At 72.9% G+C, this 23,482-nt stretch carries 18 protein-coding genes and 1 pseudogene; 1 reads left to right on the top strand and 18 read right to left on the bottom strand.

All coding sequences use genetic code 11. The annotated features are described in order from the left end of the window. Positions 1 to 48: 48 nt before the first annotated feature. Positions 49 to 933: a UTP--glucose-1-phosphate uridylyltransferase gene (locus ACFUUZ_RS25560; RefSeq protein WP_378700398.1), complete on the top strand. Its 885-nt coding sequence runs from the start codon at positions 49 to 51 to the stop codon at positions 931 to 933. A 134-nt stretch (positions 934 to 1,067) separates the two neighbouring features. On the opposite strand, the gene ileS is transcribed toward ACFUUZ_RS25560, so the two are convergent. From ileS to ACFUUZ_RS25470, 18 genes and pseudogenes are all read right to left on the bottom strand, one after another. Further along, positions 1,068 to 4,199: an isoleucine--tRNA ligase gene (gene ileS, locus ACFUUZ_RS25555; protein WP_378700396.1), complete on the bottom strand. Its 3,132-nt coding sequence runs from the start codon at positions 4,197 to 4,199 to the stop codon at positions 1,068 to 1,070. Positions 4,200 to 4,436: 237 nt separating this feature from the next. After that, complete coding sequence (locus ACFUUZ_RS25550) at positions 4,437 to 4,643, bottom strand: hypothetical protein (protein ID WP_378700393.1); 207 nt, start codon at positions 4,641 to 4,643, stop codon at positions 4,437 to 4,439. A 71-nt stretch (positions 4,644 to 4,714) separates the two neighbouring features. Beyond that, positions 4,715 to 5,551 carry a DivIVA domain-containing protein gene (locus tag ACFUUZ_RS25545; protein ID WP_378700391.1) on the bottom strand — a complete coding sequence of 279 codons (837 nt, stop codon included), beginning with the start codon at positions 5,549 to 5,551 and terminating at the stop codon, positions 4,715 to 4,717. A gap of 67 nt (positions 5,552 to 5,618) precedes the next feature. After that, complete coding sequence (locus ACFUUZ_RS25540; protein WP_378700389.1) at positions 5,619 to 5,921, bottom strand: YggT family protein; 303 nt, start codon at positions 5,919 to 5,921, stop codon at positions 5,619 to 5,621. 90 nt (positions 5,922 to 6,011) lie between these two features. Then, on the bottom strand, positions 6,012 to 6,809 hold the full coding sequence (locus ACFUUZ_RS25535; protein ID WP_378700387.1) for a cell division protein SepF: 798 nt from the start codon (positions 6,807 to 6,809) through the stop codon (positions 6,012 to 6,014). Positions 6,810 to 6,918: 109 nt separating this feature from the next. Next, the gene (locus ACFUUZ_RS25530) at positions 6,919 to 7,656 is read right to left on the bottom strand and encodes a YggS family pyridoxal phosphate-dependent enzyme (RefSeq protein WP_378700385.1); all 738 of its coding nucleotides are present in this window, start codon (positions 7,654 to 7,656) and stop codon (positions 6,919 to 6,921) included. Continuing rightward, positions 7,653 to 8,378: a peptidoglycan editing factor PgeF gene (pgeF, locus tag ACFUUZ_RS25525; protein ID WP_378700382.1), complete on the bottom strand. Its 726-nt coding sequence runs from the start codon at positions 8,376 to 8,378 to the stop codon at positions 7,653 to 7,655. The genes ACFUUZ_RS25530 and pgeF overlap by 4 nt, the downstream gene beginning before the upstream one ends. A 57-nt stretch (positions 8,379 to 8,435) precedes the next feature. Beyond that, positions 8,436 to 9,653, bottom strand: a complete 1,218-nt coding sequence (ftsZ, locus tag ACFUUZ_RS25520; protein ID WP_378700380.1) for a cell division protein FtsZ — start codon at positions 9,651 to 9,653, stop codon at positions 8,436 to 8,438. A 352-nt stretch (positions 9,654 to 10,005) separates the two neighbouring features. Beyond that, on the bottom strand, positions 10,006 to 10,728 hold the full coding sequence (locus tag ACFUUZ_RS25515) for a cell division protein FtsQ/DivIB (RefSeq protein WP_378700378.1): 723 nt from the start codon (positions 10,726 to 10,728) through the stop codon (positions 10,006 to 10,008). Next, a complete protein-coding gene (gene murC / locus ACFUUZ_RS25510; protein WP_378700433.1) occupies positions 10,725 to 12,164 on the bottom strand; it encodes a UDP-N-acetylmuramate--L-alanine ligase in 1,440 nt (479 codons plus the stop codon). The genes ACFUUZ_RS25515 and murC overlap by 4 nt, the downstream gene beginning before the upstream one ends. A gap of 113 nt (positions 12,165 to 12,277) precedes the next feature. Then, on the bottom strand, positions 12,278 to 13,384 hold the full coding sequence (gene murG, locus ACFUUZ_RS25505) for an undecaprenyldiphospho-muramoylpentapeptide beta-N-acetylglucosaminyltransferase (RefSeq protein ID WP_378700431.1): 1,107 nt from the start codon (positions 13,382 to 13,384) through the stop codon (positions 12,278 to 12,280). A gap of 5 nt (positions 13,385 to 13,389) precedes the next feature. Further along, positions 13,390 to 14,907 carry a putative lipid II flippase FtsW gene (gene ftsW / locus ACFUUZ_RS25500; protein ID WP_378700376.1) on the bottom strand — a complete coding sequence of 506 codons (1,518 nt, stop codon included), beginning with the start codon at positions 14,905 to 14,907 and terminating at the stop codon, positions 13,390 to 13,392. Beyond that, positions 14,904 to 16,394: a UDP-N-acetylmuramoyl-L-alanine--D-glutamate ligase gene (murD, locus tag ACFUUZ_RS25495; protein ID WP_378700429.1), complete on the bottom strand. Its 1,491-nt coding sequence runs from the start codon at positions 16,392 to 16,394 to the stop codon at positions 14,904 to 14,906. Before murD ends, ftsW begins: the two co-directional genes overlap by 4 nt. A 47-nt stretch (positions 16,395 to 16,441) precedes the next feature. Continuing rightward, positions 16,442 to 17,518, bottom strand: a complete 1,077-nt coding sequence (mraY, locus tag ACFUUZ_RS25490; RefSeq protein WP_378700374.1) for a phospho-N-acetylmuramoyl-pentapeptide-transferase — start codon at positions 17,516 to 17,518, stop codon at positions 16,442 to 16,444. Continuing rightward, positions 17,515 to 19,035, bottom strand: coding sequence for a UDP-N-acetylmuramoyl-tripeptide--D-alanyl-D-alanine ligase (gene murF, locus ACFUUZ_RS25485; protein WP_378700372.1), 1,521 nt, complete (start codon positions 19,033 to 19,035; stop codon positions 17,515 to 17,517). Before murF ends, mraY begins: the two co-directional genes overlap by 4 nt. Beyond that, the gene (locus ACFUUZ_RS25480; RefSeq protein WP_378700370.1) at positions 19,032 to 20,894 is read right to left on the bottom strand and encodes a Mur ligase family protein; all 1,863 of its coding nucleotides are present in this window, start codon (positions 20,892 to 20,894) and stop codon (positions 19,032 to 19,034) included. The genes murF and ACFUUZ_RS25480 overlap by 4 nt, the downstream gene beginning before the upstream one ends. A 169-nt stretch (positions 20,895 to 21,063) precedes the next feature. Next, entirely contained in the window at positions 21,064 to 22,824 is a 1,761-nt protein-coding gene (locus ACFUUZ_RS25475; RefSeq protein ID WP_378700427.1) for a peptidoglycan D,D-transpeptidase FtsI family protein, read from the bottom strand. A 197-nt stretch (positions 22,825 to 23,021) separates the two neighbouring features. After that, positions 23,022 to 23,482: pseudogene (locus ACFUUZ_RS25470) on the bottom strand (cytochrome b/b6 domain-containing protein); the annotation flags it as partial.

Raw genomic sequence — 23,482 nt, 5'->3', positions numbered from 1 at the left:
GATCGGGGGCTCCGCGTCGACCGGGGATCGCTGTGTGATGATCGGCGCATGAAGATCCGCAAGGCCGTGATACCGGCCGCCGGAATCGGCTCCCGGCTGCTGCCGCTGACCAAGGCGATCCCCAAGGAGATGCTTCCGGTCGGGGACAAGCCGGTCATCGAGCACACCGTGCGCGAGCTGGTCGCCTCGGGCATCACCGACATCACCATCGTGGTCAGCGGCGGGAAGTCGCTGATCCAGGACCACTTCCGCCCCAACCCCGCGCTCGTGGCCCAGCTGCGCTCGGACGGGAAGACCGCCTTCGCCGACGCCGTCGAGGAGGTCGGGGAGCTCTCCCGGCGCGGGCACATCACCTACCTGGACCAGCACGGGCCGTACGGCAACGGGACGCCGGTGCTCAATGCCGCGCGGCACGCCGGGGACGAGCCCATGCTGGTGCTCTGGCCGGACGACGTCTTCGTCGCCGAGGTGCCGCGGGCGCAGCAGCTCATCGATGCCTACGAGAGCACGGGGGCGCCGGTGCTGGCGCTGCTGCCGATGGACCCGGCGGATTCGCAGCGGTACGGGGTTCCGGTGGTGGCGGAGGATCGGGGGGCCGGGCTGCTGCGGATCACCGGGCTGCGGGAGAAGCCGAAGTCCGCGGATGCGCCGTCCGCGTTCGCCGCGATCGGCGGGTACGTGGTGACGCCGGGGATCGTCGAGGAGCTGCGGTCGCAGACGCAGGATTGGTACCGGCATCGGACCGGTGAGATCTATCTGACGGATGCCATCAATACGTTCGCGGCGGCGAATCCGGTGTTCGGGCAGGTGATTCAGGGGCGCTGGTACGACACCGGGAATCCGGCGGACTATCTGGTCGCGCAGTTCGCCTCCGCGCTGGCGCATCCCGAGTACGGAGCGTTGCTCCGCGACCTCTGCGTGCCGCAGGACTGATCCCTCCGGGGGACTGTCGCATCGCCGCGAGCGGCGGCTCGACTCCGTTGTGCGGTGGGGCGAAAACCTGCGGTTTCCGCCCCACCGGATCGCGGGGTCCGGGGGACGTCAGCCCCCCGGGAAAACCCCTTACTTCACACCTTGGCGACAGCCACCCTGACCCCGCCGCAGACGACGGGCGCATCATCACCCGCCGGGCCGAAGTCGAGCGAGGTGGCGAGGATCTCGCCCCCGATCAACCCTGCGTGCCGCTCGGCCCACGGCCGCTGCTCGGCAGGCACGTCGAGCACGACGCTGATCCGATCCGCTACCTCAAGACCGAGCGACTTCCGCGTCTCCTGCAGGTCGCGGATGAGGTCACGGGCCCACCCCTCGGCCTCGAGCTCCTCGGTGACCCTGTCGTCGAGCACGACGAGCCCGGCGTTCCCGGGCAGCGCCGCCGTCGACTCCGGCGAGGCGGCGACCAGCCGACGGCTGTACTCCTCCGGCAGCAGCGCGACGTCGGCGGCGCGCACCACGCCGTCCGCGTCCTCGGCCCAGTCCCCCGCCTTGACCGCCTTGATCACCGTCTGCACCTGCTTGCCCAGCCGCGGCCCGGCCACCCGCGCGTTCACGGTCAGCTCGAAGCGCCCGTGCGCGTCGACGTCGGTGGTCAGCGTGACCTTCTTGACGTTCACCTCGTCGGCGATCACGTCGGCGTAGTCGCGCAGCCGCTCGGCGTCGGCCGCCGCGATGGTCACCTCGGAGAGCGGCAGCCGCACCCGCAGCTTCTTCGCCTTGCGCAGACCCAGCACGGTGGAGCAGACCGTCCGCACCTCGTCCATGGTGGCGACCAGCTCGGCGTCGTGCGGCAGCTCGCCCTCGGCGGGCCAGTCGGCGAGGTGCACCGAGCGCCCGCCGGTGAGCCCGCGCCAGATCACCTCGGTGATCAGCGGGAGCAGCGGCGCGGCCAGCCTGGTGACCACCTCCAGCACGGTGTGCAGGGTGTCGACGGCGTCCCGGTCCTCGCCCCAGAACCGGCTCCGGCTGCGGCGCACGTACCAGTTGGTGAGCGCGTCGGCGAAGGTGCGCAGCTCGTCGCAGGCGCCCGCGATGTCGTACACCTCCAGCGCCGCGGTGACGGCGTCGCGGGTCGCCGCCAGCTTGGCCAGGATGTACCGGTCGAGGACGTGCGGCGAGTCGGTGCGCCATGTGCCCGGCTCGGTGGCGTAGAGCTGCAGGAAGGTCCAGGCGTTCCAGAGCGGCCGGAGCGCGTGCGAGACGCCTTCGCGGATCCCGCGCTCGGTGACGATGAGGTTGCCGCCGCGCAGGATCGGCGAGCTCATCAGGAACCAGCGCATGGCGTCCGAGCCGTCCCGGTCGAACACCTCCTTGACGTCCGGGTAGTTGCCCTTCGACTTGCTCATCTTGAGCCCGTCGTCGCCGAGCACGATCCCGTGCGCCGCGACCGTCTTGAAGGCCGGGCTGTCGAAGAGCGCGGTGGCGAGCACGTGCAGCGTGTAGAACCAGCCGCGGGTCTGCCCGTTGTACTCGACGATGAAGTCGCCGGGGAAGTGGCCGTCGAACCACTCCTTGTTCTCGAACGGGTAGTGCACCTGGGCGTACGGCATGGAACCGGACTCGAACCAGCAGTCGAGCACCTCGGGCACCCGGCGCATGGTGGATTTCCCGGTCGGGTCGTCCGGGTTGGGCCGGGTGAGGTCGTCGATCATGGGCCGGTGCAGGTCGTCCGGGCGCACGCCGAAGTCGCGCTCCAGGTCGTCCAGCGAGCCGTACACGTCGAGCCGGGGGTAGGCCGGGTCGTCCGAGACCCAGACCGGGATCGGGCTGCCCCAGTAGCGGTTCCGGCTGATGTTCCAGTCCCGCGCGCCCTCCAGCCACTTGCCGAACTGGCCGTCCCTGATGTGCTCCGGCACCCAGGTGATCTGCTTGTTCAGCTCGACCATCCGGTCCCGGAACTTGGTCACCGCGACGAACCAGGACGGCACCGCCATGTAGATGAGCGGCTGCCCGGAGCGCCAGCTGTGCGGGTAGGAGTGCTCGATGGTCTCGTGCCGCAGCAGCTTCCCGGCCGCCCTGAGGTCCTTGATGATCACCGGGTTGGCGTCGAAGACCATCAGCCCCTCGTACGGCGGCACCATCGAGGTGAACTTGCCGCCCTGGTCCAGCGGCTGCACCAGCTCGATGCCGTTGGCGACGCAGACCTCCATGTCCTCCTCGCCGAAGGCGGGCGCGAGATGCACGACGCCGGTGCCGGAGTCGGTGGTCACGTAGTCCGCGGCGAGCACGCGGTGTGCGTTCGGGTGGCCCGCGAAGAAGTCGAAGGCCGGGGTGTAGGCGAGGTCGACCAGCGCGGCGCCGACGTGCTCGGAGAGCACCTCCGGCTCCTCGCCCAGCTCGCGGGCGTAGTGCGAAACCCGCTCGGCGGCCAGCAGGTAGCGCTTGCCGTCGGCGCCGCGCAGGTGCACGTAGGTGAGGTCGGGGTGCACCGCGATCGCCAGGTTGGAGGGCAGCGTCCACGGCGTGGTGGTCCAGATGACCGCGGCGGCGCCGTCCAGCTCGCGCAGCGGGTGGTCGTCCGGCACCCGCAGCACCATGTCGACGGTGACCGCCGGGTCCTGGCGCATCTTGTAGGCGTCGTCGAGCCGGGTCTCCTGGTTCGACAGCGGCGTCTGCTCGTACCAGCTGTAGGGCAGCACCCGGAAGCCCTGGTAGATCAGCCCCTTGTCGTAGAGGGTCTTGAACGCCCACATGACCGACTCCATGAAGTCGAGATCGAGCGTCTTGTAGTCGTTGTCGAAGTCGACCCAGCGGGCCTGGCGGGTGACGTAGTCCCGCCATTCCCCGGTATAGCGCAGCACCGAGGACTTGCACGCCGCATTGAATTCGGCGAGCCCCATCGCGTCGATCTGTGATTTGTCCGTGATACCGAGCTGCTTTTCCGCTTCGATTTCCGCGGGCAGCCCGTGGCAGTCCCATCCGAAGCGCCGGTCGACGCGGTTTCCGCGCATCGTCCGGAAACGGGGAACGAGATCTTTCACGTATCCGGTGAGCAAATGGCCGTAATGCGGCAGCCCATTGGCAAACGGCGGGCCGTCGTAGAAGACGAACTCCGCTGCCCCGGAACGGTTTTCGATGCTCGCCCGGAAGGTGTCGTCGGCGGCCCACGCGTCGAGCACGCGGCGCTCCAGCTCGGGGAACGCCGAGCCCGCGCCCGCGGCGAGGTCGACGCGCGGGTAGGCGCTGCGGGAAGTGTCGTCCGCCATGGCGGTGTCCGGTCTCCTCCGTGCCGCCGCGCCGATCGGCGCGGTGTGGTTGGCACGGGGACGATGCCGGCGCCGGTGCGCCGAGACCGCGGTACCACCCCGCTTGCCCGGCCGCGGCCGGACCTCTCGTTGCGAGCTGTGACGGGCTCTCCCGTTCGGTTCTACTGAGCGCGGCGGGCGCGCCGTTCTTCCGAAGGCTCCCCGGTGATGGCCGGATCGACGCCAGGTGGTTCCAGTCTATCGGCGGCGGTCAACTCTTTTCGGAGCGGGCTCGCGATCGCCCTCCTCCGCCCGCCCGCCGGAGAGCGCGCTGGCCAGCAACAGCACCGCGCCGAGCACGCACACCACGATGCAGCCCCAGGCCCAGAGCACCGAACCGGTGGTCAGGGCCGTCACGAGCAGGGCGAAGCCGATCGCGGCGAGCACCAGTGTCAATACCAGCACGGTGACCCCCAGTGGAGACTCGACAGGACGCGCTACCGGTCGGCAACCGCCGAACGGACCCTGCTACAAGTCTACTTGCCGCCCTTGGCGAAGGAGGCGGGCGCGAGGCTGTTGGCGCCGGTATCGAAGCCGCCGTCGTCCACCGGGACCGCGGAGCCGCGGTTCTCCAGCTCCTCCAGCTGTGACTCCAGGTAGGACTTCAGCCGCACCCGGTACTCCCGCTCGAAGGTCTTGAGCTGCTCGATCCGGCTCTCCAGCACGCTGCGCTGCTGGGTGATGGTGGCCATGATCTCGGTGTGCTTGCGCTCGGCGTCGGCCTGCAGCGCGTCCGCCTTCTCCTTGGCCTGGCGGAGCTGGCTGTCCGAACGGGTCTGCGCGTCGGAGAGCATGGAGTCGGACTTCTGCCGCGCGTCCGCGATCATCGAGTCGGAGCGGTTGCGGGCGTCGGCGACGAGTCGCTCGGAGTTAGCCCTGGCGTTGGAGAGCAGGTTCTCCGCCTCGCTCTTGGCGTCGCTGGTGAGCCGGTCGGCCATCTCCTGGGCCAGGCTCAGCACCTTGGCCGCCTGCAGGTTCGCGTCGACGCCCTGGCCGTCCGCAGCCGGTACCGCGGGCATCGGCGGCTGCGGGGCGGGTGGGACCGGTTGTTTGATCGGTTCTGGCGGCGGCGCCTGCTGGACCGGCGGTTTCACCACGCCGGGGCCGGGGCCGCGGTTCTTCTTGGCATCCGTCAGCTCGGCGTCGAGCTCCGCGACCCGCTGCCGCAGATCGGCGTTCTCCTCGATCAGCCGCGACAGCTCCTGCTCCACCAGATCCAGGAACGCGTCGACCTCGTCCTCGTTGTAGCCGCGCTTCCCGATCGGCGGTTTGCTGAACGCGACGTTGTGCACATCGGCTGGAGTCAGCGGCATCGAAGGATCCCTTCACGCGTCTTTTGGAGATCTGGCAGATCTGACATCTCGTTCCCGGCCCATTCTGTCACACGGGAGCTACGGGCTGCCCGAGCCTGCCCACGATCGACATCAGGATGAACACGATGAATAGCAGGACCATAATCGACAGATCGAGGCGAATTCCCCCCAGCGACACCGGGGGTATCACGCGCCTCAGGAGTTTCACCGGTGGATCCGTGATGGTGAAGATCGCCTCCAGGATCACCACCACGAAGCCGGTCGGGCGCCAGTCCCGGGCGAAGCTGCGGATGAACTCCACGATCACCCGGCTGATCAGCAGCAACCAGAAGATGAACAGGACGAAGTAGAGCACCGCGAAGACCACCACGACATCACTCTGCCCGAAAATCGGCGACGCGCAAAACGACCGCGCCGGTCCGGCTCGGCCGGACCGGCGCGCTGCCGGGTGGCAACCCCGTTACTTCTGGTTGTAGAAGCCGGTTTCCGCGATCCGGCGACGCTCCTCCGCCGAGACGTCCACGTCCGCCGGTGAGAGCAGGAACACCTTGGTGGCCACCTTGTCGAACGAGCCACGCAGCGCGAAGGCCAGCCCGGCCGCGAAGTCGACCAGCCGCTTGGCGTCGGCGTTGCTCAGGTCGACCAGGTCCATGATCACCGGGTTGCCCTCGCGGAAGCGCTCCCCGATGATGCGCGCCTCGCTGTAGTCGCGCGGCCGCAGCGTGGTGATCTTGGACAAGGGACCTCCGTCCTCGAAGATCCCCGGCCGCCTGGTGGCGACCGGCTCGGCGCGCATGCGCTCCTCGAGCCTGCGCTCCTCGGCCTCGGGATCGACGGCGAGCGCGCCGCGGGTCGCCCCCCGCATCATCGGCGCGCCGCCGCCCGCCCTGAACCGCGCCGCGCCCGCCGAGTCGATCCGGGTCGGCCTGCGCGGCGGCGGCTCGTACCGGTCGTCGGAGTACCCCTCGTCGGCGTACTCCTCGCGCCGCGGCAGCGGCGGGTAGCCGCCCTGGTACGGGGACTTGTACGCGGGCTCGGGGTACTCGGACTCGGCGGCGTAGTGCTCGTCGCCGTAACCGTCGGAAGGGGAGCCGTAGCGGCTGTAAGCGCCGTACTCCCGGTCGAATTCGCGCGCGCGGGAGCGCCGGGGGCCGCGGTCGTCGATGCCGTGCGGGGCCCGGTCGTCGACATAGTCGTCCTCGTACTCGTCGAGTGGAACCATGCCGAAGTACGCCTTGAACTTGTGCAGCGTGCTCATCTGGTCGACCTTCCTTCGGCCCCGGTGGCGGCCGGGTGTTGAAGTCTTGCTCAGCACCCCTCGTCAGTCCCCAGCATATGTGTCGAATGTGACTGATGAGGTTTCTTTGCTAGCCCGAGGTTATCGGGCGTGTACCCAGGAGCGCGGTACCGACACGCACACAGGTCGAACCGTGTGCCACAGCTGATTCCAGATCGCCCGACATGCCCGCCGAGAGTTCGCTCGCCCCCGGGTGCGTACCGCGCAGCCGGGTGTGCAAGGTCTCGAGGCGGGCGAAGGCGCTATCGGGCTCGGCGTCCAGCGGCGGGATCGCCATCAGCCCCGCGAGTTCCAGGGCGGGGGCGGCGGCGATCCGGTCCGCGAGCGCGGGCAGGTCGGCCGGGGCGACGCCGCCCCTTCCCGGGTCGGTGTCCAGGCTGACCTGCAGCAATACTCGCAGCGGGGCGCTGCGCTCGCCCGCGTCGAGCGCGGACCGCGCGGCGGCGTCCAGCGCGGCGGCGAGGCGTTCGCTGTCCACCGACTGCACGGTGTGCGCCCAGCGGGCCACCGCCTTCGCCTTGTTGCGCTGCAGCCGCCCGATCATGTGCCACGCGACGGGCTCGCTCAAACCCGGTGTCAGCTCGGTCACCTTGGCGGTCGCCTCCTGTTCGCGGGACTCGCCGAAGGCGCGGCAGCCGAGGTCGTAGAGGATCGCGATGTCCGTCGCCGGGTGGAACTTGGTGACCGGCAGCAGCCGCACCTCCCCCGGCGCGCGCCCGGCGGCGGCGCAGGCCGCCTCGATCCGCGCCGTGACCGCCGCGAGCCGCTCGGCCAACTCGGCCGCGCGCGCGGTCGCCCCCGCCGTCACGCGGCCTGCATCCAGATCACGCCTGCGATGCGGCCGGTGGGGGCGCCGCGGCGGTGGCTGAAGAGCGTCTTGTCCTCGATGGTGCAGCGCGGGTCGACGGCGACCCCGCCGACCCCGGCGGCCTCGAGCTGCCTGCGGATGCCTGCGCGCAGGTCGAGCGCGGGGGTGCCGCGCACGGTGGTGGCGGCGCTGCCGGGCAGGTGCGCCTCGACGTCGGCGCGCATGGCGGCGGGCACCTCGTACTGCCTGCCGGAGGCGGCCGGGCCGAGGAAGGCGCCGATCCGCTCGACCCGCGCGCCCACCGAGGTCATGGCGGCCAGTACCCGGGGCACGATGCCGATCCTGGCGCCGACCCGGCCCGCGTGCACGGCGGCGATCACCCCCGCCTCGTCGTCGGAGAGCAGCAGCGGCACGCAGTCCGCGGTGAGCACCACCAGCGCCAGGTTCGGCACCGTCGTCACCAGCGCGTCGGTGGCGGGCACCGGCTCGGCGCGCGGGCCGTCCACGATCTCCACCGCGCGGCCGTGGATCTGCTCCATCCAGACCAGCCGCTCCGGCGCCAGCCCGATGCCATCGGCCAGCCGCTCCCGGTTCCGCCGCACCGCCGCCGGGTCGTCGCCGACGTGGTCGCCCAGGTTGAAGCTGTCGTAGGGCGCGGCCGAGAAGCCGCCCGCGCGCGTCGTGGTGACCCGGCGGACGGTGAGCGCGGGAGCGGAAGTCATGGCTCCGAGCTTAATCCGCGCCACCGACCGGCGATCGCCGCGCCGGGGCGCCCGCGCTCAGTGCCGCATGAAGTCCGGGACGTCGACGTCGTCGTCGTCCGGCGGGTCGATGTGGGTGCGCGGGTTGTCCCGGATGGTGGGCTCGGCGGCCGGGCGCAGCCGGTCCGGCTCCCGGTAGTTCGGCACCGCGCCGCGGCCGCTGTCGTAGGCGGGCGGGTCGACGCCGCGGGAGGCGGGCTCGCTGCTCCCCCGCTGCCCGATCTCGCCCGCCCGGCCGGAGCCGATGGTGCCGCGCACCGACCCGGGATCGAAGACCCGCCTGGTCGGCCCGCCGCCGTCGAAGCCCGCGGCGATCACCGTGACCCTGACCTCGTCGCCGAGCGAGTCGTCGATCACCGTGCCGAAGATGATGTTGGCCTCGATGTGCGCGGCCTCCTGCACCAGCGAGGCCGCCTCGTTGATCTCGAAGAGCCCGAGGTCGGAGCCGCCCGCGATCGAGAGCAGCACGCCGTGCGCGCCGTCCATCGACGCCTCGAGCAGCGGCGAGTTGATCGCCGACTCCGCCGCCTTCACCGAGCGCCCCTCGCCGCGCGCCGAGCCGATGCCCATGAGCGCGCTGCCCGCGCCGGACATGACGCTCTTGACGTCCGCGAAGTCGACGTTGATCAGGCCGGGGGTGGTGATCAGGTCGGTGATGCCCTGGACACCGTTGAGCAGCACCTCGTCCGCCGAGCGGAAGGCGTCCATCAGGCTGACCGCCGCGTCGCCGAGCTGCAGCAGCCGGTCGTTCGGGATGACGATCAGGGTGTCGCAGGACTCGCGCAGCGCGTTGATACCGGTCTCGGCCTGGTTGCCGCGGCGCTTGCCCTCGAAGGAGAACGGCCGGGTGACCACGCCGATGGTCAGCGCGCCGAGCTTGCGCGCGATGCTGGCCACGACCGGCGCGCCGCCGGTGCCGGTGCCGCCGCCCTCGCCCGCGGTGACGAAGACCATGTCGGCGCCCTTGAGCACCTCTTCGATCTCGTCCTTGTGGTCCTCGGCGGCCTTCCGGCCGACCTCGGGATCGGCGCCCGCACCGAGCCCGCGGGTGAGCTCGCGGCCCACGTCGAGCTTCACGTCGGCGTCGCTCATCAGCAGCGCCTGCGCGTCGGTGTTGACCGCGATGAACTCGACTCCCTTGAGTCCCTGTTCGATCATCCGGTTGACGGCGTTCACGCCGCCGCCGCCGATGCCGACGACCTTGATCACAGCAAGGTAGTTGTGCGGGGGCGTCATGAGCTCTCGCCTTCCTTCGATCTCGAGCCTGTCGTGTTCGGATCCCGAACCTCAGGCGGCGCCGTCCGGGATCCCGGCAAGCGGGCCGACCCGGAGGGCAGGCCGCCCTCCGGGCAAACCCTAAAGCTGAACCATAGGGTTAGCGTTATGTCAAGTCTCCGACTGCTGCGGAACGCTATTCGCCGTGCTCGCGATCCGCGCGCAGGCGCGCCGGTGGGAGGTCCGGTTTGTGTTGCGATCCCACCCGCCCCGACGCACCCCACACCGTAGCCCGCGCCGCGCCCCCGATGCTCGGGCCGGGCCGACGGCGCAGGTCCGGGGCGCGGGAAACCCTCCGCGCACGGGGCAGGCGTCATCGAACCGTCACCAGGTTCGGGCTGGAGACGTCGAAGATCGTGCCGTCCCGGGTGAGCAGCGGGCCGACAACCGCCGCCTTGCGGGCCGCGTCCTCGGCGCCGCCCCACAATACGGTACGGCCGTCCCGGAGCGTCAGCACGATGTCCGAGGCCGAGCGCGCCTCCACCTTCGCCACCTCGGCGGCGAGCGCGGGCGGCAGCGCGGTCAACACTGTCACGGCGGCTTGACGGGTCGCGGGGGTCGCACCGGCGGCGGCCAGCTCCGGGACACCGGGCGGCGCGGGCTCCACCGCGTACTCCACCGCCTCGGCGTCCACCAGGTGCGCACCGCCGGGGCCGGTGAACCAGAGCACCGGGGTGCGCTCCCGCACGGTCACCAGGACGGTGCCGGGGAAGACCCGCTGCACCCTGGCGGTGCTGATCTTCGGGATGCTCGCCACCCGCGCGGCCATGGCGGTGGTGTCGATGCGCAGCATGGAGAGGCCGTCCGGCACGCCGAGCTCCGCCCGCACCGCGTCCTCCGGCACCGCGGCGGCGCCCTCCACGCGCACCGTCCGCACCGCGAAGGCGGGCGTGAGGTAGGCGACCGCGACCGCGGTGACCAGCACCGCGACCCCGAGCACGCCCCAGCGCGCCGGGCGCGGCAGTCGCCGACGGCGCGCCGGGCGCCCGCCCGACCGGGCCGCGGCCCGGCCCGGCCACGCGGGCAGCCACCTCACCGTCCGGCGTGCGGGCGCGCCCGCAGCCCGTCGAGGATCTGCCCGCCGAGCATGGTGACGTCGCCCGCGCCCATGGTGATGACCACGTCGCCGGGGAGCGCCAGCGCGGCCGCCTGCCTGCCCACCCGGGACATGTCCGGCTGGTAGTGCACCGGGACGGTGACCGACTGCGCCACCAGCGCGCCGTTCACCCCGGGCAGCGGCTTCTCCCGCGCGCCGTAGACGTCGAGCACGACCACCTCGTCGGCGAGGCTCAGCGCGGCGCCGAACTCGGCGGCGAAGGCGGCGGTGCGGCTGTAGAGGTGCGGCTGGAAGACCACGATCACCCGGCCCGGCCTGGACCTGGCGCCGTCGGCGGCCTCCTGGCGCACCAGCTCGGCGGCGGCGCCGAGCACGGCGCGCACCTCGGTCGGGTGGTGCGCGTAGTCGTCGAAGACCCGGACGCCGTTCTCCCGACCCGCGAACTGGAACCGGCGGTGCACCCCGCCGAACCCCTCCAGCCCCTGGATCAGCTCGTCCACGTCGGCGCCCGCGGCCCGGCCCGCCAGCAGCGCGGCCAGCGCGTTGGTCGCCATGTGCCTGCCAGGCACCGCCAGCCGCAGCGCGCGCGGCGTCGGCTCGTCGTCCAGCTGGAACTGCGCCAGCCCGCCGACGTCGCGCGGCTCCCAGCTCTGCAGCCTGGCCCCGACCGGGACCGGGGCGTCGGCCAGCTCGCCGGAGCCGTAGCCGAGCACCGCGATGCCGCGCTCGGCCAGCCGCGGGGCGACCCGCTCGGCCAGCGCGCGCGAGCCGGGGTCGTCCAGGCAGACCACGAGCAGCCCGCCGGGGGCGAGGCGGTCGGCGAAGTCGTCGAAGACCTGGGTGTAGGCCTCGGGGGTGCCGAAGAAGTCGAGGTGGTCGGATTCCACGTTGGTGACGACGGCGACGTCCGGGTCGTACTGCAGCAGCGAGCCGTCGCTCTCGTCCGCCTCGGCCACGAAGATGCCGCCGGTGCCGTGGTGCGCGTTGGTGCCCGCCTCGTTCAGCTCGCCGCCGACCGCGAAGGACGGGTCGAAGCCGCAGTGCTGCAGCGCCACGATGAGCATGGAGGTGGTCGAGGTCTTGCCGTGCGTGCCGGAGACCAGCAGGGTGCGGTGGCCGCGCATGAGCGAGGCCAGCACCGCGGGGCGCAGCAGCACCGGGATCTCGCGGCGGTGCGCCTCGACCAGCTCGGGGTTGGTCTTGGGGATGGCGGCGAAGGTGGTGACGACGGCGGTCGGCCCGCCGGGCAGCAGGTCGAGCGCGCTCGCGTCGTGCCCGATCCGCACCTCGGCGCCGCGGGCCCGGAGCGCGAGCACGCCGCGGCTCTCCTTGGCGTCCGAGCCGGAGACGGCGCCGCCCCTGGCGAGCAGGATGCGCGCAATGCCGGACATGCCTGCGCCCCCGATCCCCACCATGTGCACGCGCTCGAGTTCAGCCGGGAGCGCGGAGCGCGCGGTGTCCGCGGCGGTCGCCTCGGCCGGGGGGACGTGGCCCGCGGGAGCGGGAAGGCCCTCCGCTTCCAGCTCGGTCATCGGCCCGCCACCTCGCGGACGATGCGGGCGACCTCGTCGGCGGCGTCGCGATGCCCGGCGCCGGCCGCGGCGCGGCCCATCCCGGTCAGGCGTGCGGGGTCCTGGAGCAGCGGAATCACCTCGTCGATCACGTACTTCGGCGTCAACTCCGAATCGGGGACAATTCTGCCACCACCGGCGGCCACAACGGGGCGCGCATTGAGCTCCTGCTCCCCGTTGCCGTGCGGCAGCGGCACGTAGAAGGCGGGCAGCCCGACCGCGGAGACCTCGGCGACCGTCATCGCCCCGGAGCGGCAGACCACCGCGTCGGCGGCGGCGTAGGCCAGGTCCATCCGGCTCAGGTAGGGCACCGCCACATACCCGGGCTCGGCGACCTCGAGCGCGTTCTTCGGGCCGTGCGCGTGCAGCACCGCGATCCCCGCCGCGGCGAGCTGCGCGGCCGCCCCGGAGACGCCCTCGTTCAGTGTCCGCGCGCCCTGCGAGCCGCCGAAGACCAGCAGCACCGGCCCGTCCGCGGGCAGCCCGAAGTGCGCCCGCGCCTCGGCGCGCAGCGCGCCCCGGTCCAGCGCGGTGATGGAGCCGCGCACCGGGATGCCGAGCACCTCGGCGTCCAGCCCGGAGCCGGGCACCGCCGCGAGCACCCTGGCCGCCCGGCGCGCGCCGACCTTGTTGGCGATCCCGGCCTTGGCATTGGCCTCGTGCACCACCACCGGCACCGCCCTGCGCCTGCCGAGCAGGCCGCGCCCGGCCGCCAGGTAAGCGGGGAGCGCGACGTAGCCGCCGAACCCGACGATCACGTCGGCGCCGACCGCGTCGATCACGGCGCGGGTGCGGGCCACCGAGGCGCGCACCCGGCCGGGCAGCCGGAGCAGGTCGGCGGTGGGTTTGCGCGGCAGCGGCACCGGCGGGATCAGCTCCAGCGGGTAGCCGCGCTCCGGCACCAGCCGGGTCTCCAGGCCGCGCTCGGTGCCGAGTGCGGTGATCCGCACGGACTCGTCCTGCCTGCGCAGCGCGTCGGCGACCGCGAGTGCCGGCTCGATGTGGCCGGCGGTGCCACCCCCCGCCACGATCACCGAAAGCCCGGATCGCTGCGCGGGTCGCACGTCACTCACCTGGATCTACCTCGTTCTCTCGCGTGGGGCATGGGATAGCTGGGCTCCCAGGCCCTGGTCGCGCGGAGCGACCCGGTGCCACGGGAGTCCCCGGAGCGCCTGCGCGGCGGCTCCGGGAGGTCGGTGGCCCGGCCGCGGGCGCGGCCGGGCTGGGCGCTGCCGCGGCGGCGCTCGCCCTCCGAGCCGCCGCGCCGCCGCTCGCCCTCGGTGCCGCCGCGGCCGTTGGGCGGGCGGCCGGGGCCACGCCGGTTCACCGAGCGGGCCCTGGCCTGCTCGGCCTTGACCGGCGAGTACACCTCGGGCTTCGGCAGCCGCAGCAGCCTGCTCACCCGCCCGTCCTGCCCGGCGTTCAGCGCGGAGACGGCCTCGGGTTCGTGCCTGGCGGCATTGGCGATGATGCCGAACATGAACAGCGTGATCGCCAGCGACGAGCCGCCCGCCGAGACCAGCGGCAGCTGCAGCCCGGTGACCGGGAGCAGCCCGACCACGTAGCCGATATTGATCAGCGCCTGGCTGGTGATCCAGGTGGTGGCGGTGGCGATCAGGATCTTGAGGAACGGGTCGACGGAGCGGGTCGCGATCCGCAGCCCGGTGTAGACGAAGAGCGCGAAGAGCCCGAGGACGAGCATGCAGCCGAGGAAGCCGAGCTCCTCGCCGATGATCGCGAAGATGAAGTCGTTGTGCGAGTTCGGCAGGTAGCTCCACTTGGCCCGGCTCTGGCCGAGCCCGCGGCCCCAGATGCCGCCGTCGGCCAGCGAGTACATGGCCTGGCGGGCCTGGTAGCCGATGCCCTGCGGGTCGTCGCCGGGGTTGAAGAAGGCGCGCATGCGGTCCGAGCGGTACCCGGCGGAGAGCGCGAGCACCACCGCCGCGACCACGCCGGAGGCGGCGATGGTGACGAAGAGCCGGGCGGGCAGCCCGCCGAACCAGAGCAGCGCCATCAGCACGATGCCGAGCGCGATGGTGGTGGAGAGGTTGGGCTGCAGCACCACGAGCAGGCAGACCAGCAGCCCGGCGGGGACCAGCGGCACCAGCAGCTCCTTGAGCGTGGCGCGCTCGGAGCGGCGCGAGGCGAGCAGGTGCGCGCCCCACACCACCAGGCTCACCTTGACCACCTCGGAGGGCTGGATGGAGATCGGCCCGATCACCAGCCAGCGCCGCGCGCCCTGCACCTCGGAGCCGATGCCGGGCAGCAGCACCAGCAGCAGCGCCAGCACCGAGAGCCCGAACACCGGGAAGGACCACTGCCGCAACCTGCGCAGCGGGATCCGCAGCGCCAGGTAGAACAGCACCAGCCCGATCCCGGCGAACATGGCCTGCTGCACGAAGAGCGAGTAGGCCGAGCCGCCGTCGGCGTAGGCCTCGACGCTGGAGGCGGAGAGCACCATGACCAGCCCGAGCACGGTGAGCAGGGTGGCGATCGTGACGATCAGGTGGAACGACGCCAGCGGGCGCGCCAGCCAGGCGCCGAAGCGCGTCGCCGTGCTGTCCGCCCGCCGGGTCGCCGTGGTCACGAGTGCCGCCCGATATCGCTCTCCTGCAGTGCCTCGACCGCCTCGGCGAAGCTGCGGCCGCGGTGCGTGTAGTCGGCGAACATGTCCAGCGAGGCCGCGGCGGGCGCGAGCAGCACCGTGTCCCCCGCGGTGCAGAGCCCGGCGGCGAGCCGCACCGCCTCGGCCATCACCGTATCCGCCTTGCTGTGCCCATCGGCAACGAGCGAGGGCCCTCCGTGGCTACGCTCCGCTCCCGCCTCCGGGCCTGACTCGCTCATGGTTGCATCGTCCCGCGCGTGCACCTCGAGAACCGGGACTTCGGGCGCGTGTCGCGCCAGCGCGGCCGCCACGATCGGCGCGTCCACCCCGATCAGCACCGCCCCGACGAGCCGCTCGGCGACCTCCTCGACCAGATCCTCGACCGAGGCGCCCTTGAGCTGCCCGCCCGCGACCCACACCACCGAGGGGTGCGCCAGGATCGACGACCGCGCGGCGTGCGGGTTGGTGGCCTTCGAGTCGTCGATGAACTCGACCCCGCCCAGCTCCCGGACGAGCGCCGCGCGGTGCGGCCCGACCCGGTGCTCGACCAGCCCCTCGCGCACGAACTGCGGCGCCACGTCGATCGAGCGGGTGAGCGCCGCCGCGGCCAGCGCGTCCGCGACCCCGGACGGGCCGGGCGGGCTGATGTCGCCGACCTCGGCGAGGATCGCGGCCTTGGTGAAGGCCCGGTCCAGCAGCTTGCCGTCGACCACGCCGAGCTCGCCGTCGGCGGGGACGCCGATCCGGAAGCCGACGGTGCGCCGCGCCTTGGACTTGCGGGCCAGCGAGGCGGCGACCGGGTCGTCCAGCCCGACCACGCCGACCCGCCCGACCAGCGCGCGCGCCTTGGCGGCGGCGTAGGCGTCCAGCCCGCCGTGCCAGTCCAGGTGGTCCTCGGCGACGTTCAGCACGACGCCGGCCTCCGGCCGCACCGAGGGCGCCCAGTGCAGCTGGAACGAGGAGAGCTCGACCGCGAGCACCTGCGGGCCCGGGCTGCGGCGCAGCGCGTCCAGGATCGGCAGCCCGATATTGCCGCAGGCCACGCTGGGGATGCCCGCCGCGCGCAGGATGGCGTGCGTCATGTTGGTGGTGGTGGTCTTGCCGTTGGTGCCGGTGACCACCAGCCACTTGCGCACCGGCCCGTACAGCCTGGCCTGGTCCACCCACCAGGCGAACTCCACGTCGCCCCAGACCGGGATGCCCGCGGTGACCGCGTTGACCAGCACCGGCGAGTCCGGCCGCCAGCCCGGCGAGGTGATCACCAGGGCGTACCGGCCGAGATCGGCGGTCTCCAGCTCGACGCTGGTCGCCACCTCCAGCCCGAGCCCGGCGGCCTCGGCGAGCGCGGCGGCGCCCGCGTCGGTGACCACGGGGTGCGCGCCGATGTCACGCAGCGGCTCGACCAGCGAGCGGCCGGAGACGCCCCAGCCCGCCACCAGGACGTCGCGGCCGCGCAGGAACTCCAGCATGGGACCGGGTGAGCGCAGGGCGCGCGGAGAGTGCTCGACCATCCCGCTCAGCCGACCTGCGAGAGGTATTCGCTGTAGAACAGCCCGAGCCCGAAGGCCGATGCCATCGCGGCGAGCAGCCAGAACCGGATGATGACGGTGGTCTCCGCCCATTTGCTCAGCTCGAAGTGGTGGTGGAAGGGCGCCATCTTGAAGAGCCGGTTGCGGGTGGTGCGGAAGACCGCCACCTGCAGGATCACCGACATGGCCTCGGCGACGAAGAGCGCGCCGATGACGATCATGAGCAGCTCGGTGCGGGTCACGATGGAGAGCCCGGCGATCAGCCCGCCGAGCGCCAGCGAGCCGGTGTCGCCCATGAAGATCTTGGCCGGTGCGGCGTTCCACCAGAGGAAGCCGACGCAGGCCGCGCCGCCCGCCGCGCAGACCAGAGCCAGGTCGAGCGGGTCGCGGACGTTGTAGCAGCCGGTCTCCGGCTTGGTCGAGCAGGCGTGGTAGTACTGCCAGAAGGTGATCACCACGTAGCCGCCGAGCACCAGGCTCATCGAGCCCGCGGCGAGGCCGTCCAGCCCGTCGGTCAGGTTGACCGCGTTGGACCAGGCCACCACCACCAGGCAGACGAAGACCAGGAACACCACGATGCCCATCGAGACGGTGGTGATGTCGCGGACGTAGGAGAGGTGCCTGCTCGCCGGGGTCAGCCCGTTCTCGCCCTTGAACTGCAGCGCGAGGATGCCGAAGACCACCGCGGCGGAGATCTGCCCGATGTACTTGCCCGCGGCGGTGAGGCCGAGGTTGCGCTGCTTGCGCAGCTTGATCAGGTCGTCCAGGAAGCCGACCAGCCCGAGCGCGGTGGCCAGCCCGAGGACCAGCAGCGCCGAGGCCGACGGGCCGTCCGCGTCGTAGCCGATGCCGATCAGGTGCGAGCCGAGGTACCCGGCCCACATGCCGATCACGATGGCGACGCCGCCCATGGTCGGCGTCCCGCGCTTGGCCTGGTGGCTGGCCGGGCCGTCGACCCGGATCTCCTGGCCGAATCCGCGCTTCGCGAATATCGAGATGAGTAACGGTGTGAGCAGGATCGAGACGGTCAGCGCTATGGCCGCCGCAAACAGGATCTGTCTCATCGGGCTGCCTCCGTGCTTCCCGCAGGTGCGTCCGGCGGCACTGCCGATCCCCCTGTCAAATGGTCGGCGACCTCCCAGAGGCCGACCGATTGCGACGCCTTCACCAGTACCACGTCACCCGCTGCGACCTCCGCGTCGAGCAGGGCGATCGCCGCACCGATATCGGGTACGAGGACCGATTCCTCGCCCCACGAGCCTTCCATCACCGCTCCCTGGTGCATGGCCCGGGGCGGCCTTCCGGTCCCGACCACGACGAGCCGGTCCACGTCCAGCCGCACCGCGAGCCGTCCGATCGAATCGTGTTCCACCACCGACTCCGGGCCGAGCTCGCCCATCTCGCCGAGCACGGCCCAGCTGCGCCGCGGCCGGTCACCGGCCCTGGCCATGGTGACCAGCGCCTTGAGCGCGGCCCGCACGGAGTCGGGGTTCGCGTTGTAGGAGTCGTTGACGACCGTGACGCCGGTCGCCGTCGTGCGCACGTCCATCCGGCGCGCGGAGGCCGCTGCGGCCCCGCCCAGCGCGGCGGCGACGGTGTCCGGGTCGGCGCCGCACTCCAGCGCGACCGCGGCGGCGGAGAGCGCGTTGCCCACCTGGTGCTCGCCGTGCACGGCGAGCCGCACCGGCACCGAGCCCGCCGGGGTGTGCAGGGTGAAGGCGGCGCGCGCGTGCTCGTCCAGCCGGACGTCGGTGGCCCTGATCGTCGCGGTGCTCGCCTGCCCGACGGTGACCACCCTGGCCGCGGTGCGCGGCGCCATGGCGGCGACCTGCGGGTCGTCGGCGTTCAGGACCGCGAGCCCGGTGGCGGGCAGCGCCTCGACCAGCTCGCCCTTGGTCTTGGCGATGGCCTCGCGGCTGCCGAACTCGCCGAGGTGCGCGGTGCCGACATTGAGTACAACGCCGATGGCGGGCGGGGCGATCTCGGCCAGCGCGGCGATGTGGCCGGGGCCGCGGGCGGAGAGCTCGAGCACCAGGAAGCGGGTGTCGGCGGTGGCGCGCAGCGCCGTCCACGGGTGGCCGAGCTCGTTGTTGAACGAGCCGGGCGGGGCCACCACGCTGCCCAGCGGGCGCAGCACGGCGGCGAGCAGGTCCTTGGTGGAGGTCTTGCCGGAGGAGCCGGTGACGCCGACCACGGTGAGCGTGCCCGCGGCGCTGAGCCGCTGCACCACCGCCCTGGCCAGCGCACCGAGCGCCGCCAGCACCGCGGCGCCGGAGCCGTCGGTGTCGTGCTCGACCACCATGGCGCCCGCGGAGACCTGGCCGGGCTGCGGCTGCACCACGACGGCCGGGACGCCGACCGGGCGGGCGGCGAGCACCGCGACGGCGCCGTCCGCGACCGCGCGGGCCGCGAAGTCGTGGCCGTCCGCGCGGGCGCCGGGCAGGGCGAGGAACAGGTCGCCGGGGCCGATCTTGCGCGAGTCGAACTCGACCGCGCCGGTCACCGGCGCCTCGGGGTCGGGGACGTCGTGCAGCGTGCCGCCGACGATCTCCGCGAGCTCCCGCAGTGTCATCACGATCATGGAACTCTCGAGTCCTCTGTCTCCGAGCGCGCGGCCGCCGCCAGCGCGGCGGCCAGCACCTCGCGGTCGTCGAACGGGTGCTTGACGCCTGCGATCTCCTGGCCGGTCTCGTGCCCCTTGCCCGCGATCAATACCACGTCGCCGGCGCGCGCCCAGGCCACGGCGGCGGCGACGGCGGCCGCGCGGTCGCCGATCTCCAGCACCTCGCCGCGCTCGGCGGCGGGGACGGCGAGGGCGCCCGCGCGCAGGGCTGCCCTGATGGCGGCGGGGTCCTCGCTGCGCGGGTTGTCGTCGGTGATGACCGTGAGGTCGGCGCCGCGCGCGGCGGCCGCGCCCATGAGCGGGCGCTTGCCCGCGTCCCGGTCGCCGCCCGCGCCGACCACCACCGCGACCCGGCCGGTGGCCTGGGCGCGCAGCGTGGCGAGGACCGACTCGACCGCGGCGGGCTTGTGCGCGTAGTCGACGACGGCGAGGAAGTCCTGGCCGCGCTCCACCCGCTGCATGCGGCCGGGGACGTCGACCGACGCCAGTGCGGCGGCGGCTCGGGTTGCGTCCACGCCCGCGGCGGCGCACACCGCTACGGCGAGCAGGCCGTTCGCCACGTTGTAGCGGCCGGGGAGGCGCAGCTTGATTGGAATCGCGCCCGCCGGGCCCGCCGCCGTGAATTCCTGCTCGCCACCCGACGTGGTCGTGATGCTTCCGGCGACAGTCCAGTCGGCCGCCACAGCGGCCAGATTTTCTGCCGGTCGGGCAGACCCCGCGGCCGCGGCGGGCGCAGCGGTGGCGGGCGCAGCGGAAGCGGCGGCGGGCGCACCGGTAATGGGTGCAGCGGAAGCGGCGGCTGCGGCGGACGCAGCGGTAGCGGCGGTGTCCGGCGCAGCGGCGGTGTCCGGCGCAGCGGCGGTGTCCGGCGCAGCGGCGGTGTCCGGCGCAGCGGCGGTGTCGGCGATGGCGTATCCGGCGCGTGCCTCGGCCTCGGCGGGTTCGGTGCGCACCGTGATGGGGGCGGGCAGGGCGGCGGCGAGTCGTCTGCCCCACTCCTGGTCGACGCAGACGACGGCGGTCCGCGCCGCGACCGGCGAACCCGGTTCGAAGAGCCGCCGCTTGGCGGCGAAGTAGTCCTCGAAGTCGGCGTGGAAATCGAGGTGGTCCTGGGAGAGGTTGGTGAAGGCGCCGATGTCGAAGCGCACCCCGTCCACCCGGCCGAGCGCGAGCGCGTGGCTGGACACCTCCATCACCACGGCCTGCACCCCCTGCTCCACCATGGCGGCGAACATGGCGTGCAACTGCGGCGCCTCCGGCGTGGTCAGCGCGCTCGGCACCCGCTGCCCGCCGATCCTGGTCTCGATGGTGCCGATCAGCCCGGTGGCCAGCCCGGCCGCGACCAGCCCGGCCTCGACCAGGTACGAGGTCGTGGTCTTGCCGGAGGTGCCGGTGATCCCGATGATCCGCAGCCGCTCCGACGGGTGGCCGTAGATCAGCGCGGAGAGCTCGCCGAGCACCGCGCGCGGCTGCGCGCGCACCAGCACCGGGACCCCGGCGTCACCCAGCTCGGCGGCGCCCTCCTGGTCGGTGAGGATCGCGACGGCGCCGCGCGCCACCGCGTCCGCGGCGAACCGGGCACCGTGCGCGCGGGCGCCGGGCAGCGCGGCGAACAGGTCACCGGCCCGCACCGCGTTCGAGCGCTGTTCGATACCGGTGACGGTCACCCCGTCGACGGGGCCCGTCGCGTGTGCTCCGGTGGCTTCCAGCAGGACGTGCAACGGCGTCGACGGCGGCTGAACCGGCCGGAGCGTCTGCGGGCTGGACTGCGCAGCCACCTTGCTCCTTCTCTCGGGCGGACATGTCCGATCGAACATGCCGCGTACGAACACGACTGGGACGGGGAGTCAGGTTACCGACGCGTGCCCCGGCACGGACAACGCGCCTCTGGTTACCGCTCGGGGTCGGCGGCGCCTGCTCCCCGACCGGCCCCGACGGCCCGCCGAACGCGCTGGTCGTCGCAGCTCACCGCCACCGCCCCCGGCCTCAGGACGCCTGCAGGACGAACGGGCCGGGCACCGCGGGCGACGGCGGGACCGCGTCGCGCTGCAGCGCCCAGGAGGCGATGTTGTGGAAGAGCGGCGCCGCCGACTGCCCGCCGCTGCCGTCCGAGCTGCGCTGCGGGTTGTCCAGCATGATGCCGACCACGTAGCGCGGGTCGTCGGCCGGGGCGATGCCCGCGAAGGTGATCCAGTAGCTCGAGCTCGAGTAGCACTTGCACTGCTGGTCGATCTGCTGCGCGGTGCCGGTCTTGCCCGCGATCTGGTAGCCGGTGACGGCGCCCGCGGCGCCGGTGCCCATCTGCACGCCGCGCGGGTCCCGCTGCACCACCGACTGGAACATGGTGCGCAGCGTGGCCGCGGTCTCCGGGCTCACCACCCGCACCCCGTCCGGCTGCGGCTCGTCGGTGCGCGCACCGTCCGGGCCGACGGTGGCCTTCACGATCCGCGGCGGAATCCGCACGCCGTCGTTGGCGATGGCCTGGTACATCCCGGTCATCTGCAGCGTCGTCATCGAAAGGCCCTGGCCGATCGGCAGGTTGGCGAAGGTGCCGCCGGACCACTGCTCCCTGGCGGGCACCTGCCCCGCGCTCTCGCCGGGCAGCCCGACGCCGGTGCGGCTGCCGAGTCCGAACCGGCCGACCAGGTCGGCGAAGCGGTCCTCACCGACCCGCTGCGCCAGCATCAGCGTGCCGACATTGGACGACTTCCCGAAGATGCCGGTGGTGGTGTACGGCGCGACGCCGTGCTCCCAGGCGTCGCGCACGGTGACCCCGGCCATCCGGATCTCGCCCGGCACCTGCAGCACCTCGTCCGGCGTGGTCAGCCCGTACTCGATGGCGGCGGCCGCGGTGATGATCTTGTTCACCGAACCGGGCTCGAAGGGCTCGGTGACCGAGGGGTTGCTCATGTCCGCGTTGGACCAGAACTGCGGACCGAGCGCGGGATTGAAGGTGTTGTCGTTGGCCATCGCGAGCACCTGGCCGGTGCGCGCGTCCAGCACCACCGCGGAGGCGCCCTGCGCGCCGGAGAGCTCCCTGGCCTGCTGCACCTGCTGCTGCACGTAGTACTGCAGGTCCTGGTCCAGGGTCAGCTCGACGGTGTTGCCGTTCACCGCGGGCTGGCGGTCGCGCCAGCTGCCCGGGATCACCGCGCCGTCCGAGCCGCGGTCGTAGGTGTGCGAGCCGTCGGTGCCCGCGAGCAGCGAGTCCATCGAAGACTCCAGCCCGATCTGGCCGTGGCCGTCCCAGCCGGTGGCGCCGAGCATATTGGCGGCCAGTGCGCCGCCGGGGTACTCGCGCAGGTCCTGGCGCTCGGTGCCGACCTCGGGGAAGGCCAGTTTGATCTCGGCGGCGATCCGCGGGTCGACGCCGCGCGCCAGGTAGACGAAGGTCTCCTCGCCGCGCAGCTTGGCAAGCAGCTCCTTCTCGGTGGGGCCGCCGGGGCCGAGCTTGGCGTTGATGGTGTCCGCGATCTCGGCGAGGCGCTTCTCCGGCTCCGGGGCGGTGTCGTCCTTCTCCCGCTCGGCGGCGAGCTCCTGGCGCACCCGGACCGGTTGGAAGGTGAGCGCCTTCGCGGTCACGGTGAAGGCGAGCGGCTTGCCGTTCCGGTCCACGATCGGGCCGCGGGTGGCGGGGTCGATCTGCCTGGTGGTGCGCTGGCTCGCGGCCTGCTCGGAGAGGCCGGGGGCGGCGATGCTCTGCACCCAGAGCAGCTGCAGCGCCACTACGGCGAGCGCCACCAGCATGGCGATCCGGCCCGCGCCGAGCCGCAGCCTTGAGGAGCGGTCGGCGCCGAGCCGGGTGGCGCCGCTGGTCGCGGTGCGCGAGGCGCCGGTCGGGCGGGAGGCGGCGGAGCCGGTCGGCCGCGAGGCCGCCGAGCCGGAGCGGCGCTGCGGGCCGGACGGGGTCCTGGCCCGCTGCGAGCGCGCCCCCCTGTTGTCCCTCACCGCTCGTCCGCCTCGGGACGGGCGGGATCCGCGAGCGCGGGATCGGTGGAGATTCCGTCGCCCGGAGCGGCAACGTCGGGGGCGGGGACCCCTGCGCCGGGGGCAGCGATGTCGCCCGCGCCGGGGGCAACGGGATTGGGAACCCCGACACCGGGGGCTGCAATGTCGCCCGCGGCGGGGGCTGCAATGTCACCCGGAGCGGGGACGGCAGGTTCAGCCGCGCCAGGGACCGCGGGTTCGCCCGGGCCAGGGAGGGCGGGTTCGCCCGCGGCGGCGGGGGCGCCGCCGGGCGGTGCGGGTGCCTCGCCCGCCGGGGGCGGCGGCGGGGGGTTCGGGGCGGCGCCGGGGGCGGCGGGGGTGGTGGCGCCGGTTCCGGTGGCACCCTCGGGGATCGGGCCACCGGTGACCGGGTCGATCGGGACGCCGAGCGTCCCGAGTTCGGCGCCGGGCCTGGCGG

Source organism: Nocardia sp. NPDC057353, assembly GCF_042667085.1.
GTDB lineage: Bacteria > Actinomycetota > Actinomycetes > Mycobacteriales > Mycobacteriaceae > Nocardia.
The sequence above is the reverse complement of the archived record's forward strand: the minus strand, read 5'-3'. Positions and strand labels throughout refer to the sequence as shown.